The organism is Mycobacterium sp. 3519A (genome assembly GCF_900240945.1).
In the GTDB taxonomy this organism is placed as follows: domain Bacteria; phylum Actinomycetota; class Actinomycetes; order Mycobacteriales; family Mycobacteriaceae; genus Mycobacterium.
Map to the genome: position 1 here is coordinate 1,747,652 of NZ_OESG01000014.1, position 13,234 is coordinate 1,760,885.

Here is a 13,234-nt window from a genome sequence, read left to right on the forward strand (position 1 = left end):
CTGCGGTCATGGCCGGGCTGCTGCAGATCGAGGACTGCCTCGACGTTCACGGCGATATCGCGCTTCCGCCCGGAGTCACGTTGATATCGCTCATCGACCGCAACATCGACAACGTCGGCGACTCGGTGGCCTACCGTTATCTGGACTTCACCCGCTCGGAGGCGGGACAGCCCAGCGAGATCACCTGGACCCAGCTCGGGGTCCGGTTACGGGCGATCGGCGCGCGCGTGCAGCAGGCCACCGTGCGCGGTGATCGGGTGGCGATCCTGGCGCCGCAGGGACTCGACTACGTCGCGGGCTTCTTCGCGGCGGTGAAGGCGGGAACCATTGCGGTGCCGTTGTTTGCCCCCGAGCTGCCCGGTCACGCGGAGCGTCTTCAAGTTGCGCTCGACGACGCCAGGCCCGCGCTGGTGCTCACCACCGCGGCAGCGAGGGGGCCGGTGGAAGAGTTCTTGGCGACCGTCCCCGCCGCCCGTCGGCCGCCCGTCATTGCGATCGACGAGATACCTGACTCCGCGGCGGACGCGTTCACCCCGATAGTCCTCGATGTCGCCGACGTCTCGCATCTGCAGTACACCGGCGGTGCCACGCGACCTCCCGTCGGCGTCGAAGTCACACACCGGGCGGTCGGAACCAACCTGATCCAGATGATTCTGTCGATCGACCTGTTGGACCGAAACACCCACGGCGTCAGTTGGTTACCGCTCTACCACGACATGGGGCTGTCCATGATCGGCTTCCCCGCGGTGTACGGCGGCCACTCGACGCTGATGGCGCCCACTGCGTTTCTGCGTAGGCCGCAGCGGTGGATCAGGGCGCTGTCCGCAGGTTCTCGCAACGGTCGCGTCGTCACCGCCGCACCCAACTTCGCCTACGAGTGGGCCGCCCAGCGCGGCGTACCGCAGGCCGGTGACGACGTCGACCTGAGCAACGTCGTGATGATCATCGGGTCCGAACCGGTGAGCATGGACGCCGTCGAAGCGTTCAGTAACGCGTTCGCGCCCTTTGGTTTACCGCGAACGGCGATCAAACCGTCCTACGGGATCGCCGAGGCGACGCTGTTCGTCTCGACCATCGCACCGGCGGCGCAGGCAGGCGTCAGCTACTTCGACCGGCGGCGGTTGGCCCACGGCGAAGCGGTGCGCACCAGTGCTGACAGTCCCGACGCGATGGCTCATGTGGCGTGCGGTCAGGTGGCACGCAGCCAGCGCGCTGTCATCGTCGACCCCTGCGCCGGTGCCGAGTTGCCCGAGGGGCGCGTCGGCGAAATCTGGCTGCAGGGCGACAACGTCTGCCGGGGTTACTGGGGCAGGCCCGAAGAAAGCCGCCGCACGTTTGAGGCGAAATTGCCGACCCGGCCAGGTAATTGGCTTCGTACCGGCGATCTTGGCGTGTACCTCAACGGCGAACTGTACGTGACCGGCAGAATCGCGGACCTCATCACCGTCGACGGTGCGCAGCATTATCCGCAGGACATCGAGGCCACCACGGCCGAGGCATCATCGATGGTGCGGCGAGGTTACGTCGCCGCGTTCACCGACGACCAGCAGCGCCTGGTGATCATCGCCGAGCGGGCGGCGGGCACCGCCCGCGAGGATCCCGCACCGGCGATCGACGCGATCCGTAAGTTGGTGGCGCACAAACACGGCCTGCCGGTGTTCGAGGTCCGCTTCGTGCCCGCAGGCGCCATCCCGCGCACCACCAGCGGCAAGCTCGCCCGGTGGGCCAGTCGCGCCCGCTATCTCAGTGGTGCAGAGCAATAGGCCCTGCGACTCTCGCGTTCTTCCGCGGCCGCAGAATCAGGCTCATCACCAGCGACACGGAGCCGATGCCGATGCAAATCCACAGCGCCAATTGGAAACTCGATGCCGTGCCCGAGCCGACGATCGGGCCGGCCCAGGCGAATCCGAGCGACGAGCCGATGCCGTAGGCCGCGTTGCTGATACCGGGCAGCGATCCGGGTTCGTCCTCGGGGGCCTGCACCACGCCCAGGATCCCCATCGCGGTCATCGCCATTCCGAAGTATGTGACGCCCAGCAGCGCCACGAAGATCGCGAGCAGCGCCAAGCTGTGCGCGAAGAGCGCCAGCAGCACCATCACGACCAATGCGCTGACCATACCGACGCGCAGCAGCGTCACGAAACCGATGCGTACCGCCGTGCGCCCGGCCAACGGTGAGACGACCAACTGGATGAGGGCCGCGGGCGTGATGAACAGCAGCGCCGTCATCACGCCGCTCAAACCGAAACCGGAGTCCTTGTCCTCGGCGATGTACGGCACGATGAAGCCGAGTACCACCAGGAACGACCCCATGTTGAGGATGGTCAAGACGATCAGCGGCCACGCCTCGCGCGACCGGATCTGGTCGATGTTCACCAGCGGATGCGCCAACCGCTTCTCGACGACGACGAGTGCCACGAGCGCCACCATGGCGGCGATGATGAACCCGAGCGCGAGCGGCGACGTCCATCCCGAATTTCCGCCCGACGAGAAGAACAGGTTGATGCCCGCCACGCCCAGTGCGATCAAGGCGGCACCGGCCCAATCCATCCGGCCCGGCGCGACCCGGTCCGGTTCGTCGGCGGGCACCGACACCGCGCACAGCACGATGCCGAGTAGGCCCACGACGCCGATCAGGGCGAAAATCGACCGGTAGCCGAAGTTGTCCGACAGATAACCGCCGACCAGGCCGTCGACACCCGCGACCCCGCCCGACATCGCGGTGACCAGGCCGCTGCAGAATCCGAATGTCTTGCCGTCCAGGCGTTCTCGCATGATCAGGAACGCCAGCCCGAACGTCACGTTACTGACACCCTGTAGGAACCGGCCGATCAGCACGATCGGCAGCGACGTGCTGACGACGCACATCAGGCAGCCGATGAACAGCACGCCGAGTACACCGAAGATCATCCGTTTGCGTCCGACGAAATCGCTCCACCGGACCAGCACCACGTTGCCGACTGCACCCGCGAGATAGAAGTACGTAGACATCGCCGCGAACGCGCCGTCGCCGAGTTCGGTTTCGATGTCGCGGATCGCGGGAGCGAGCATGGTCGCGTTGAGTTGGAACGACATCACCGCAACGAGCAACGCTGCGACCATGAACGCAACGCGTTTGCCCGACAGGGGGACCATCGGGATGACTGTAGTGGCGCTTGCCCTACTTCATCTTGAAGTTCGGCGCACGTTTCTCCTTGAACGCCAAGGGCCCTTCCTTGGCGTCGTCGGACAGAAACACCTCGATACCGATCTTGGTGTCGATCTTGAACGCCTCGTTCTCGTGCAGACCCTCGGTTTCGTGGATGGTCCGCAGGATCGCCTGTACGGCGAGCGGCCCGTTGTTGTTGATCACCTCGGCGATCTCCAGCGCCTTGTCCAGCGCCGTGCCGTCGGGCACCACGTAGCCGATCAAGCCCATCTCCTTGGCCTCGGCGGCGGTGATGTGCCTGCCGGTCAGCAGCAGATCGCACGCGACGGTGTAGGGAATCTGGCGCACCAGTCGAACCGCTGAGCCGCCCATCGGGTACAGGCTCCACTTGGCCTCGGAGATGCCGAACTTGGCGCTGTCGCCGGCGACCCGGATGTCGGTGCCCTGCAGGATCTCGGTGCCGCCCGCGATCGCCGGGCCTTCGACCGCGGCGATCAGCGGCTTGGTCAGCCGTCGACCTTTGAGCAGGGCGTCGATGCGCGACGGGTCGTAGCTGCCGTCCTTGAACGAGTCGCCCGGCGGCTTGGCCGTCGCGGCCTTCAGGTCCATGCCGGCGCAGAAGTAGCCGCCCGCGCCGGTCAGGATGCAGGAACGGATTTCCGGATCGTTGTCGACGCGGTCCCAGGCCTCGACCATGATCGAGAGCATCTCGGTGGAAAGCGCGTTGCGCGCCTCGGGCCGGTTCAGCGTCAGGATCAACGTGTGTCCGCGCTGCTCAATGAGGGCGTCGGGACCCTTTTCGGGTTGGCTCACGGGCGTCCGCCTTCCTGCGTCGATGCCACAGACTTGAATGAAAATGTAACACGTTCTAGTTTAGGTCTCGTGGCCCTGAACATTGCCGACCTCGCCGAGCACGCCATCGACGCTGTGCCTGACCGTGTCGCCCTGATCTGCGGTGACGAACAGATCACCTACGCCCAGTTGGAGGAGAAGGCCAACCGGTTGGCTCACTACCTCGTCGACCAGGGCGTGCGGAAGGACGACAAGGTCGGTCTGTATTGCCGCAACCGCATCGAGATCGTGATCGCGATGCTTGGCATCGTGAAGGCCGGCGCCATTCTGGTCAACGTCAACTTCCGCTATGTCGAGGGCGAACTGAAGTATCTGTTCGAGAACTCCGACATGGTCGCGGTCGTGCACGAGCGCCGGTACGCGGACCGGGTGGCCAACGTGCTGCCCGAGACGCCGAACGTGAAGACCGTCCTGGTGGTCGAGGACGGTAGTGACGACGACTTCGAGCGCTACGGCGGTGTGGAGTTCTACACGGCCCTGGAGCAGGGCTCGCCGGAGCGCGACTTCGGTGAGCGCAGCGCCGACGACATCTACCTGCTGTACACCGGCGGCACCACTGGTTTCCCGAAGGGCGTGATGTGGCGCCACGAGGACATCTATCGAGTCCTGTTCGGCGGCACGGACTTTGCCACCGGCGAATTCGTCAAGGACGAGTACGACCTGGCGAAGGCCGCCGCCGAGAATCCGCCGATGATCCGCTACCCGATCCCGCCGATGATCCACGGCGCCACGCAATCGGCGACCTGGATGTCGCTGTTCTCGGGCCAAACCACCGTGCTCGCACCGGAATTCGATGCCGACGAGGTGTGGCGGACCATCGAGAAGCACAAGGTCAATCTGTTGTTCTTCACCGGCGACGCGATGGCGCGGCCGCTGCTGGACGCGTTGACCAAGTTGCACGACGACGGGCACGAGCCCGACTTGTCGAGCCTGTTCCTGCTCGCCAGCACCGCGGCGCTGTTCTCGACCAGCATCAAGGAAAAGTTCCTCGAACTGCTGCCGAACCGGGTCATCACCGACTCGATCGGTTCGTCCGAGACGGGGTTCGGTGGAACGAGCATCGTCGCAAAGGGCCAGTCGCACACCGGCGGACCGCGCGTCACGATCGACCATCGCACCGTGGTGCTCGACGAGAACGGTAACGAGGTCAAACCCGGGTCGGGCGTGCGCGGCGTCATCGCCAAGAAGGGCAACATCCCGGTCGGCTACTACAAGGACGAGAAAAAGACCGCGGAGACATTCAAGACGTTCAACGGTGTCCGCTACGCGATCCCGGGTGACTACGCGGAGGTCGAGGCCGACGGGACCGTCACGATGCTCGGCCGCGGTTCGGTGTCGATCAACAGCGGCGGCGAGAAGATCTACCCCGAAGAGGTGGAGGCCGCGCTCAAGGGACATCCCGACGTGTTCGACGCGCTGGTGGTCGGGGTGCCTGACGAGCGTTACGGACAGTGTGTGGCCGCCGTCGTGCACCGCAGGCCGGGCACCAATCCGACGCTGGCCGAGCTCGACGCGTTCGTCCGTCAGGAGATCGCGGGATACAAGGTGCCGCGCAAGGTTTGGTGGGTCGACGAGATTCACCGCACCCCGGCGGGCAAGCCGGATTACCGGTGGGCCAAGGACACCACCGAGGAGCGCCCTGCCGATGACGCGCACGCAAACCATGTGGGGTCCAGTACGTGATGCGGACCGCGCTGTGTGACCGCTTCGGCATCGAGTACCCGATCTTCGTCTTCACGCCGTCGGAGAAGGTGGCGGCGGCGGTCAGCAAGGCGGGCGGCCTCGGGGTGCTCGGATGCGTGCGGTTCAACGACGCCGACGACCTCGAGAACGTGCTTCGCTGGATGGACGAGAACACCGACGGCAAGCCGTACGGCGTCGACGTGGTGATGCCTGCCCAGGTGCCGCAGGAGGGTTCGGCCGTCGACATCGACAAGCTGATCCCGCAGAGCCATCGCGACTTCGTCGCCAAAACCCTTGCCGATCTTGGCGTTCCGCCGCTGCCGGAAGACGGCGAGCGCAACGAAGGGGTGCTTGGCTGGCTGCACTCGGTGGCGCGTTCGCACGTCGAGGTGGCGTTGAAGCATCCGATCAAGTTGATCGCCAACGCTCTTGGCTCGCCGCCGAAGGACGTCATCGACCAGGCGCATGGGGCCGGTGTCCCGGTTGCCGCGCTGGCAGGCAGCGCCAAACACGCGCAACGCCATGTGGACAACGGTGTCGACATCGTCGTCGCGCAGGGTCACGAGGCCGGCGGGCACACCGGCGAGATCGGGTCGATGGTGCTGTGGCCTGAGATCGTCGACGCGTTGGGCGGCAGGGCGCCGGTGCTCGCGGCGGGCGGTATCGGTACCGGCAGGCAGGTCGCCGCAGCGTTGGCCCTTGGCGCGCAAGGGGTCTGGATGGGCTCGGCGTTCCTGACGTCGGCCGAGTACGACCTCGGGCACCGCAAACCCACCGGCGTGTCGACGATCCAGGAGGCGCTGCTGCGAGCCACCTCCAGCGATACGGTGCGCCGCCGCATCTACACCGGCAAGCCGGCCCGCCTGCTCAAGTCTCGATGGACCGACGCATGGGACGCCCCCGACGCGCCGGAGCCATTGCCGATGCCGTTGCAGAACATCCTCGTCAGCGAGGCCCATCAGCGGATGAACGAGTCCGACAACCCGGACACCGTCGCGATGCCGGTAGGCCAGATCGTCGGCCGGATGAACGAGATCCGGCCGGTGGCCGACATCATCGCCGAGCTGGTCGCGGGTTTCGAGGACGCCACGCGCAAGCTCGACGAAATCCGCGAGGGTTAGCTAGAGTCCCGCTGAGTTGGCCGCCGCACTGGATCGGCTCGCTTAGCCTGGAATCGCGAAAGATACGTTTCGCAGAGAAAGTTCGAGTGGACATCTGCAAAACGTCACTTTCGACGATCGCAGGGTCACGGCGTGATCTTGGTGTCCGAATCCGTCACATCGGTCGCCGCGCCGACGATCTCCTTCTCGGCCTCCAGACCGTCGGCGTTGAGTTGCAGCACGTAGACCCCGTCCTTCTCGGGAATGACGACCGTCTTCTGCGCGACGACCTTCGTCTGGCCGTCCTGCGTCCACGTGCCGCTGAGCTGGACCGCGCGGTAGTTGCCGAGAGTGCTGGGCCGGGCCGCGCTCATCGGCTTCCAGCCCGGGAGGTTGGTGAGCTCACCGGGCGCGACGTCGAGGATCTTCTGCGGGTCGACCCTGCCGGTCAGCTTGGACATCAGCGCGACGATGCTTGGCGTGTAGTCACCGGCGCCCGGACCCTTGTAAACGAGTGCGCCGTAAGCCCAATCAGGTGTATCGGAATCCGCGTCCGCCCAGCCGGCCGGTGGCGTCAGATCGATTTTGGGTGACCCCGCGTCGCCGTGCTTGACCGGCGTCTCCTGGATGTTGTTCTCCGCGATGTAGCTGGCGATCGTCGGCTGCGGGCCCTTGGCGGTTGTCGACGAATGGGTGGGCGGCGTCGAGGCGGTGGGTGCCGTCTTGGTGTCAGAGCCGCAGCCGGACAGCACGATCGCGATCCCGGCGACTACCGCGGCGGCACCACCGATGGCTGCGCGCTTCACGAAAAAGACTCCTGTCAGTCCGGTGCCGGCGGTCGCCGACGTGGCGAGGCTAGCCGGTGGTCCTGAAAGTCAGCTTTGTCCGATTTGTTCACGACGGGTCCGCGCCCGCCCGCCTAGCGTGCTGGGCATGGACATTGCGCTCACTTCAGCCGTTTTCCAGGTGTTCGCCAGCGACCTGGCCCGTTCGATCGAGTTCTACCGACTCCTCGGCCTGCCGGTGCCGGACCCGGAGGTGCCGCACGTGGCGGTCGAGTTGCCCGGCGGAAATACCCTCTCGCTCGACACAGACGAGACGATCGCCGGAATGCACCCAGGCTGGACACCGCCACCGCCCTCGGCGGGCAGGCTGGCGCTGGCGCTTGGCGTCGGGTCGCCCGCGCAGGTCGACGCGCTGTTCGAGAAGGTGACCGCGGCGGGGCATGCCGGTCCGTTGGCGCCCTACGACGCGCCGTGGGGGATGCGTTACGCGACCGTCGCCGACCCGGACGGCAACTGGGTCGACGTGTTCGCCGCACTACCGTCCTGACGGAAAGACGCAAGCGGGACACCCGCGAGGTTGCGCACTTCGCGGTGCAGATGCGGTTGGTCCGCATACCCGGCGCGGGCGGCCACCTCGCCGGGCGGCAGGCCGCGATCCAACAGCACAAGCGCGCGCCGGAATCGCAGGATGCGACGCAACATCGCCGGACCGTAGCCGTACACCGAAGCGCATTGGCGCTGCAGGCTTCGACGCGACCAACCGATTTCACTCGCGATGTCACCGACCGCGCACCCCGCGGCCACCCTGCTGGTGACGAACTGCAGGAGCGGTAGCGGCCACGGCGCCGTCTCGACGGTTGGTTCCCGCGATGCCAGGGCCGTTGCCAGGTCGGTCAGCGACGCGTGCCGGGACAGTCCGCTGCGCAGTTCGGCCAGGGGCACGCGCTCGTTGCGCAATTCGGCAGCGGGTACGCCAAGCAGGCGCGGCAGCGTGCCCGGATGAAACCGCAAGCCCACGAACGGTTCTCCATCGCGCGGACTGACCGATGCGCTGGTGTCGGGTCCGGCCACCACGACGCGGCCGTTCATGCGTATCAGGTCCATACAGCCGTCGGGCAGCACACGCACCTCTTCGGCGGGGCCATCCACCACCCACGCGCATTCGACCAGGTCGCGCAGCGCGTTCGGGGGCAGAAACTCGCGATAGCCCACGGTGGCCAGGTTACCGTTGCCCCATGACAACGGCGGAGGAGCGCATTGTCCTCACCCGCTGGAGCCCGTGGATGGCATTCGGTGTGCTGGCGGTGACGGCGGCGTTGGCCGCCGGACCGCTGATCACGCTGTTGTCGGGCACGACTACGCGCGTCGAACAGGCGGTCATGGGCGTGCTCACCGTCGTCTTCGCCATCCCGTTTCTATGGACGGCGTGGCGGGTGCCGAAGACATTGCGCGGCATGGGTATTGCGATCGATGACGAAGGAATCCACCCGTTCGACGGCAGGCGAGGCGACACGATCGAATGGTCGGAGATCGCGGCTGTCGGTTTCGGCTCGTACGAAGGCACCTACCGCGGCATCAAGACCAAGACATTGTCGGCTTTGGAAATCTATTTGACACAACCGGATTTCGCGGCTGGACGGCGACGTATACGCGGTGACTGGCATCGCGTCGATCCACCGGCAGCGGGCTACTCCTCAGGCTGCTTCCGTTACAACGTCTCGCCGTACGGCGACGACGCGGCGCGCGTCGAGAATGCAGTGCGCCGCTACCGCCCTCAGTTGTGGAGCGGCCCATTCGTCCATGAACGTTGACGTTCGATCGGGTGCACCGGGTCCTTGCACTCGGTGCCCTCGGCCTGGAGCTGCCGTTTGACCACCTTGAAGGTCTCGGTCCTCGGCAGCTCCGTGCCGACGCGGACGAACGACGGCCATTGCTTGGGCCCGAGATCCGACTGCTCGGCCAGGAAGGTCCTGAACTCGTCGGCGTCGAATCGTGCGCCGTCGCGCAACACCACCGCAGCCATCACCTGATCGCCGACATCGGGGGCGGGGATGCCGTACACCGCCACTTCGACCACATCGGGATGACGCAGCAGCACGCGTTCTATCGGGGCAGACCCGAGATTTTCGCCGTCCACCCGCAACCAGTCGCCGAGCCTCCCCGCGAAGTACGCGTAGCCGTTCTCGTCGCGGTAGGCGAGGTCGCCGCTGTGATAGACGCCGTCGCGCATCCGTTCGGCCTCGGCATCGGGATCGTTGTAATAACCCTCGAAACGTCCTGCGTCCGAGGTGTTCACCAGCTCACCGGTCACGCCGGCCGGGCACGGCTCGCCGGTCTGGACATCGATGATCTCGGTGCCCGGCGGCAGTGGGCCCAGCGCCCCCGGCGGAGTGTCCGGCGTTCGGCCGATCGCGATGCCGCCCTCCGTCGACCCGAACCCGTCCATCACCACGGTGTTGAACCGCTCGGCGAACCGCTCGACATCCGCCGGTGCGCCCTCGTTCCCGTACACCGCGCGCAGCGGATTGTCCGCGTCGTCGGGGCGCTCGGGAGTGGCGAGCACATAGGACAGCGGCTTGCCGACGTAATTGGCGTACGTGGCACGAAAGCGTCGGACATCGGGCATGAATTGCGACGCGGAGAACTTGCGCCGCAACGCAAGTGAGCCACCGCACGCGACCGCCACCGACCAACCGACCAGTACCGCGTTCGAATGGAACAGCGGCATCGACACGTAGCAGATGTCGGCTGTCCCGAGCGAGAAGCGTTGCGTCATCATCGCGCCCGCAATGCCGACCTTGCCCTGGCTGCATTTCACGGCCTTGGGGTCACCGCTGGTGCCCGACGTGTAGATCAGCATGAACAGGTCGCCGGGGTCCGCGTCGTACGGTTCGACCGGGACGTCGTAAAAGGCGGCGACCTCGTTCGCCCACCCCGGCGAGTCGACGTCGACGTAGTCGCCGTCCAGGCCGTCGGCCGATGCCGAATCCGCCAGCACCACTTGGCAATCCGCATGTGCAACGTCGCGAGCCAGGGCCGCGCCACGCCGCACCGGGTTCAGGCCCACCGGCACGATCCCTGTCAGCGCCGCCGCGACCAGCACAGCGGAGAACACCGGCGTGTTCTGCAGCAGCACACCCACGTGCGGCGGCTTGCCCGGATCAAGGCGTGCCCGCAACGCCGCAGCGATCGCGGCGCCCTGCTGGATGTGGTCACGCCAACTGGTGAAGGTGTCCTCGAAGTACACCCCCCGCTCGTCGACGTCGATCAGCGGGGCCAGCAGTTCGGTGACGGTCGGCAGGCCTTCAGCCACGAGTCACGCTGGGGTATCGGCTAATTCGCGGCCGATGCGCAACAGCTGGCCAGTCGCACTGCCGACGGCGAATTCGTTCTGCTTGGCCGCCAGGAAGTACCGGTGCACCGGGTGGTCGAGGTCGATGCCGACGCCTCCGTGCACATGAACGGTGGTGTGCGCGACGCGATGACCGGCGTCGGCCGCCCAGAATGCGGCCGTGTTGACGTCGATGTCCGCCGGAAGATCCTCGGACAGCCGCCAAGCCGCCTGTGTCACCGTCAGGCGCAGCGCCTTGACGTTGATGTAGTCGTCGGCCAGTCGCGACGACACGGCCTGGAAGCTGCCGATCGGCCGGTCGAACTGCTCACGCTCACGCGCGTATTGCGCGGTGAGCTCCAACGCCCGGTCGAGCACCCCCAGTTGGTATGCGCTGCGGCCGAGAGCTCCGTGGGTGGTCAGCCACCCGAGAACGTCCTCGCCGCCGACGACCCGATCCGATTCGACACCCTGCAGTTCGAGGTGGCCGACGCTGCCCAGACCGGTGGTGTCCAGACTGGTCACCGTCACCCCGGCATCGCCCTTGGGGATCACGAAGACCTTGATGCCTGAATCGGTTTCCGCCGGAACCAGGAACGCATCTGCCACGGGCCCGAAACCGATCTGGGTACGGGCGCCTGTCAGCGTGTACCCGGCGGCGGAACCGGTGGCCTTCACCGGGCCCTCGCCCATCTCGCCGTCGAGCGCGACCGCGAGGATCTTCTCCCCGCTGACCGCGGGCTGCGCCCATTCCTGTTGCAGCGCCTCGGAGCCGAACTTCGCCAGTGCGCCCGCGCCGAGCACCACCGAATCCAGGTAAGGCACCGCGGCCAACTGGCGGCCCAGCGCCTCGAGCACCGCCACCTGCTCCAGCACGCCGAAACCGCCGCCGCCCACCGACTCCGGCGCGGCGGCCGACAGGATGTCAGCCTCGATCAGCTTGGCCCACAGGTCGCGGTCGAACCGTTCGTCGAGCTTGTCGAGCTCACGCTGGTGTTCGTTGGTGCAGACCGAGTCGGTGATGGTGCGGGCCAGACCGCCCAGATCCTGAGCGGCTTCCGTCGTCTTGAAATCCATGATGTTCCTTACCGATTGACGCGGGGCAGGCCGAGGGCGACCATTCCGATGATGTCGCGTTGAATCTCATTCGTGCCGCCGCCGAACGTCAGAATCAGGCAGCTGCGGTGCATGCGTTCGACACGTCCGCGAAGCAGCGCGCCGGGGGAGTTCGTGCGCAGCGTGCCTGCCGTGCCGAGCACCTCCATCAGCAGTCGGTACGCCTCGGTGGCGAGTTCGGTGCCGTACACCTTGGCCGCCGACGCATCTGCGGGCGACGGTGCGGCGTCGTCGGAGGACGCGAGTTCCCAGTTGATCAGCTTGAGCACCTCGGCCTTGGCGTGCACGCGGGCCAGGTTCAGCTGCACCCACTCCGAGTCGATCACCCGATTGCCATGGATGTCCTTGGTGTTCTGCGCCCAATCGCGAACACCGTTGAGCGCCAGGAAGATCGGCTGCGCCGACACGAGCGCGACGCGTTCGTGGTTGAGCTGGTTGGTGACCAGTTTCCAGCCGGCGTTCTCCTCGCCGACCAGGTTGCTGGTGGGCACCCTGACGTCCTGGTAGTAGGTGGCGCTGGTGTCGACACCCGCCATGGTGTGCACCGGCGTCCACGAGAAGCCCTCGGCGGTGGTCGGCACGATGAGCATCGAGATGCCGCGATGCTTCTTGGCTTCCGGGTTGGTGCGCACGGCCAGCCACACGTAGTCCGCGTACGCGATCAGGCTGGTCCACATCTTCTGGCCGTTGATGACGTAGTCGTCCCCGTCACGCACCGCCGTGGTGCGCAGCGCGGCGAGGTCGGTGCCTGCGCCGGGCTCGGAGTAGCCGATCGAGAAGTGCAGTTCGCCCGCGGCGATCTTGGGCAGGAAGAACTTCTTCTGCTCGTCGCTGCCGAAATGCATGATCGTCGGCGCGACGCTGTTGATGGTCAGGAACGGCACGGGAACGTTCGCGATTGCGGCTTCGTCGTTGAAGATCAGGCTGTCCATCGGCGAGCGCTCCTGCCCGCCGTACTCCTTGGGCCAGTTCAGCGTCAGCCAGCCGTCCTTACCCATCTGCGCGACCGTCTCGCGGTAGACGTTGCCTCGGCCCATCTCGCCGCCGTCGCCGGCGCTCAGCGCCTCGGCGCGCTCCGGCGTCATGAGTTTGGTGAAGTAGGACCGCAGTTCGCGGCGCAACTCCTCCTGCTCCGGGGTGTAGCCGATCCGCATCGCCATGTCCTCACTTCGGGGGTACTTCTGGTGTATTAAGAAAGCCGTCAGGTGGCCCGCTTTCA

Annotated in this window: 12 protein-coding genes; 5 read left to right on the plus strand and 7 right to left on the minus strand. The window is 66.3% G+C overall.

Features of this window, described 5'->3' with window-relative positions:
* Positions 1 to 8 precede the first annotated feature (8 nt).
* On the plus strand, positions 9 to 1,763 hold the full coding sequence (locus C1A30_RS29535) for a fatty acyl-AMP ligase (protein WP_101951767.1): 1,755 nt from the start codon (positions 9 to 11) through the stop codon (positions 1,761 to 1,763).
* Here C1A30_RS29535 and C1A30_RS29540 read toward each other — a convergent pair.
* Positions 1,744 to 3,135 (minus strand): MFS transporter, encoded by a 1,392-nt coding sequence (locus C1A30_RS29540; protein ID WP_101951768.1) that lies wholly within the window; start codon positions 3,133 to 3,135, stop codon positions 1,744 to 1,746. The two genes, C1A30_RS29535 and C1A30_RS29540, sit on opposite strands and share 20 nt — an antisense overlap.
* A 25-nt stretch (positions 3,136 to 3,160) precedes the next feature.
* Entirely contained in the window at positions 3,161 to 3,961 is an 801-nt protein-coding gene (locus C1A30_RS29545) for a crotonase/enoyl-CoA hydratase family protein (RefSeq protein ID WP_101951769.1), read from the minus strand.
* 69 nt (positions 3,962 to 4,030) lie between these two features.
* Here C1A30_RS29545 and C1A30_RS29550 point away from each other — a divergent pair, with 69 nt between their 5' ends.
* Together C1A30_RS29550 and C1A30_RS29555 are read left to right on the plus strand one after the other, a co-directional pair.
* Positions 4,031 to 5,683 (plus strand): acyl-CoA synthetase, encoded by a 1,653-nt coding sequence (locus C1A30_RS29550; protein WP_101951770.1) that lies wholly within the window; start codon positions 4,031 to 4,033, stop codon positions 5,681 to 5,683.
* Positions 5,683 to 6,804, plus strand: a complete 1,122-nt coding sequence (locus C1A30_RS29555; RefSeq protein WP_101952970.1) for a nitronate monooxygenase family protein — start codon at positions 5,683 to 5,685, stop codon at positions 6,802 to 6,804. Before C1A30_RS29550 ends, C1A30_RS29555 begins: the two co-directional genes overlap by 1 nt.
* Before the next feature lie 125 nt (positions 6,805 to 6,929).
* On the opposite strand, the gene C1A30_RS29560 is transcribed toward C1A30_RS29555, so the two are convergent.
* The gene (locus C1A30_RS29560; protein ID WP_101951771.1) at positions 6,930 to 7,589 is read right to left on the minus strand and encodes an LpqN/LpqT family lipoprotein; all 660 of its coding nucleotides are present in this window, start codon (positions 7,587 to 7,589) and stop codon (positions 6,930 to 6,932) included.
* A gap of 127 nt (positions 7,590 to 7,716) precedes the next feature.
* Between C1A30_RS29560 and C1A30_RS29565 the strand changes: the two genes are divergently transcribed.
* Positions 7,717 to 8,115: a VOC family protein gene (locus tag C1A30_RS29565; protein ID WP_101952971.1), complete on the plus strand. Its 399-nt coding sequence runs from the start codon at positions 7,717 to 7,719 to the stop codon at positions 8,113 to 8,115.
* Here the strand turns inward: C1A30_RS29565 and C1A30_RS29570 are convergent.
* The gene (locus C1A30_RS29570) at positions 8,052 to 8,780 is read right to left on the minus strand and encodes a helix-turn-helix transcriptional regulator (RefSeq protein WP_101951772.1); all 729 of its coding nucleotides are present in this window, start codon (positions 8,778 to 8,780) and stop codon (positions 8,052 to 8,054) included. The two genes, C1A30_RS29565 and C1A30_RS29570, sit on opposite strands and share 64 nt — an antisense overlap.
* A gap of 23 nt (positions 8,781 to 8,803) precedes the next feature.
* Between C1A30_RS29570 and C1A30_RS29575 the strand changes: the two genes are divergently transcribed.
* The gene (locus tag C1A30_RS29575; RefSeq protein ID WP_101951773.1) at positions 8,804 to 9,379 is read left to right on the plus strand and encodes a hypothetical protein; all 576 of its coding nucleotides are present in this window, start codon (positions 8,804 to 8,806) and stop codon (positions 9,377 to 9,379) included.
* Here C1A30_RS29575 and fadD17 read toward each other — a convergent pair.
* The 3 genes from fadD17 to C1A30_RS29590 are packed head-to-tail and all read right to left on the minus strand — an operon-like array spanning position 9,343 to position 13,169.
* Positions 9,343 to 10,881 (minus strand): long-chain-fatty-acid--CoA ligase FadD17, encoded by a 1,539-nt coding sequence (gene fadD17, locus C1A30_RS29580; protein WP_101951774.1) that lies wholly within the window; start codon positions 10,879 to 10,881, stop codon positions 9,343 to 9,345. The genes C1A30_RS29575 and fadD17 overlap by 37 nt on opposite strands.
* A gap of 3 nt (positions 10,882 to 10,884) precedes the next feature.
* A complete protein-coding gene (locus C1A30_RS29585) occupies positions 10,885 to 11,976 on the minus strand; it encodes an acyl-CoA dehydrogenase family protein (protein ID WP_101951775.1) in 1,092 nt (363 codons plus the stop codon).
* An 8-nt stretch (positions 11,977 to 11,984) separates the two neighbouring features.
* Positions 11,985 to 13,169, minus strand: coding sequence for an acyl-CoA dehydrogenase family protein (locus tag C1A30_RS29590; RefSeq protein ID WP_101952972.1), 1,185 nt, complete (start codon positions 13,167 to 13,169; stop codon positions 11,985 to 11,987).
* Between the last annotated feature and the right edge of the window lie 65 nt (positions 13,170 to 13,234).

Excerpts from the sequence above, each read along its gene's own strand:
- C1A30_RS29565 (WP_101952971.1), top strand. The coding sequence starts at position 7,717 with ATGGACATTGCGCTCACTTCAGCCGTTTTCCAGGTGTTCGCCAGCGAC.
- C1A30_RS29590 (WP_101952972.1), bottom strand. The coding sequence starts at position 13,169 with ATGCGGATCGGCTACACCCCGGAGCAGGAGGAGTTGCGCCGCGAACTG.
- C1A30_RS29575 (WP_101951773.1), top strand. The coding sequence starts at position 8,804 with ATGACAACGGCGGAGGAGCGCATTGTCCTCACCCGCTGGAGCCCGTGG.
- C1A30_RS29540 (WP_101951768.1), bottom strand. The coding sequence starts at position 3,135 with ATGGTCCCCCTGTCGGGCAAACGCGTTGCGTTCATGGTCGCAGCGTTG.
- C1A30_RS29535 (WP_101951767.1), top strand. The coding sequence starts at position 9 with ATGGCCGGGCTGCTGCAGATCGAGGACTGCCTCGACGTTCACGGCGAT.
- C1A30_RS29585 (WP_101951775.1), bottom strand. The coding sequence starts at position 11,976 with ATGGATTTCAAGACGACGGAAGCCGCTCAGGATCTGGGCGGTCTGGCC.
- C1A30_RS29555 (WP_101952970.1), top strand. The coding sequence starts at position 5,683 with ATGCGGACCGCGCTGTGTGACCGCTTCGGCATCGAGTACCCGATCTTC.